Annotated in this window: 1 pseudogene; it reads right to left on the reverse strand. The window is 54.7% G+C overall.

The window, feature by feature from the left end:
- Positions 1-94: 94 nt before the first annotated feature.
- A pseudogene (locus tag H522_RS20110) lies at positions 95-964 on the reverse strand (transposase); the annotation flags it as partial.
- Positions 965-1,059: the final 95 nt, after the last annotated feature.

The raw sequence follows: 1,059 nt of genomic DNA on the forward strand, positions 1-1,059 counted from the left end.
ATGGGTCGGTTGGGCCGGACTTGTGCTGACCATCGGATATCCATCACTGGTGTTGGCCGTCTCCTGGTTGCGTCGGATACGGGGGGAGCGTATCCAGCAGCTGCAGGGCGATGACCGTTTCACTGGTCCGACGTAGGTGTGCCCGAATCAGCCCTAGACCATATTTCCGCTTTGCCTCTCCGAACTTTCCTTCGATCGCATTCCGTTCGCTTGCGTCCAGTCGTTCCATCCTTTTGTGTTCAGCAATCGTCGCCTTGGACGGACGCCCCAGTTTCGGGCCACTCAACCGAATACCATGCTTCTTGCAATATTGGGGGTTCTTCCGATTACGGTAGGTTTTGTCCGCCAAGATGGCCTCCGGGTAACATCCGAACCGCTTCACGTAGTTTTCCACCGACTCAATGAGTGTCGTCCCCTCATTGAAACTGTCCCAACTCACTCGCTCCATCAGCGCATATCCGTTCACCACACTGATGGCCAGCTTTGCACCAAACTCCACGTTCGCCTTTGCCTTTCCTCGAACAATCGGACGTACGTGAGGCCGCGCGATGTTCACGATTCGGTCGTTGATACGGTGGGAACGCGTACGAAGCATCTCCACCTGCTGTCGGTACAGCTCATGGATGATCAAAAGATTGCGATGTTGTCGCCGGGTGAGCACCGTCAGCCCAGTCAACTTCGCAAGCTGCTCCACAAGCCGCAGGTCTCGCCCAACGTATCGCAATTGTTTCCCAATCGCCTTGCGAAGCTCCTTGCCGCTGAGCTTTCGATTCTTAGCTGCCCGAAGATAGTCTCTCCGGGCTTGTTGCCGCCGATCCCTGGGTTTCTTCAGCTTTCCTTTGTATGGCCGGTGGAGAGTGTCAATGATGTCTTCCAACTTCTCATGGGCTTCATTCAGCAGCGACAAATCCGTCGGGAATGCAATGTCAGCCGGTGTACAGGTGGCATCCAGGATCAGCTTCCCTCATGAGCAGTCCTGTAACGAAGTAATTTGAGGTTTGCGGCATGAAAAAACCTCCTGGTATCGTGGTAGTTGCCCAAACCAACCATCGACCAGGA

This window comes from Alicyclobacillus herbarius DSM 13609, assembly GCF_000430585.1.
Lineage (GTDB): Bacteria > Bacillota > Bacilli > Alicyclobacillales > Alicyclobacillaceae > Alicyclobacillus_G > Alicyclobacillus_G herbarius.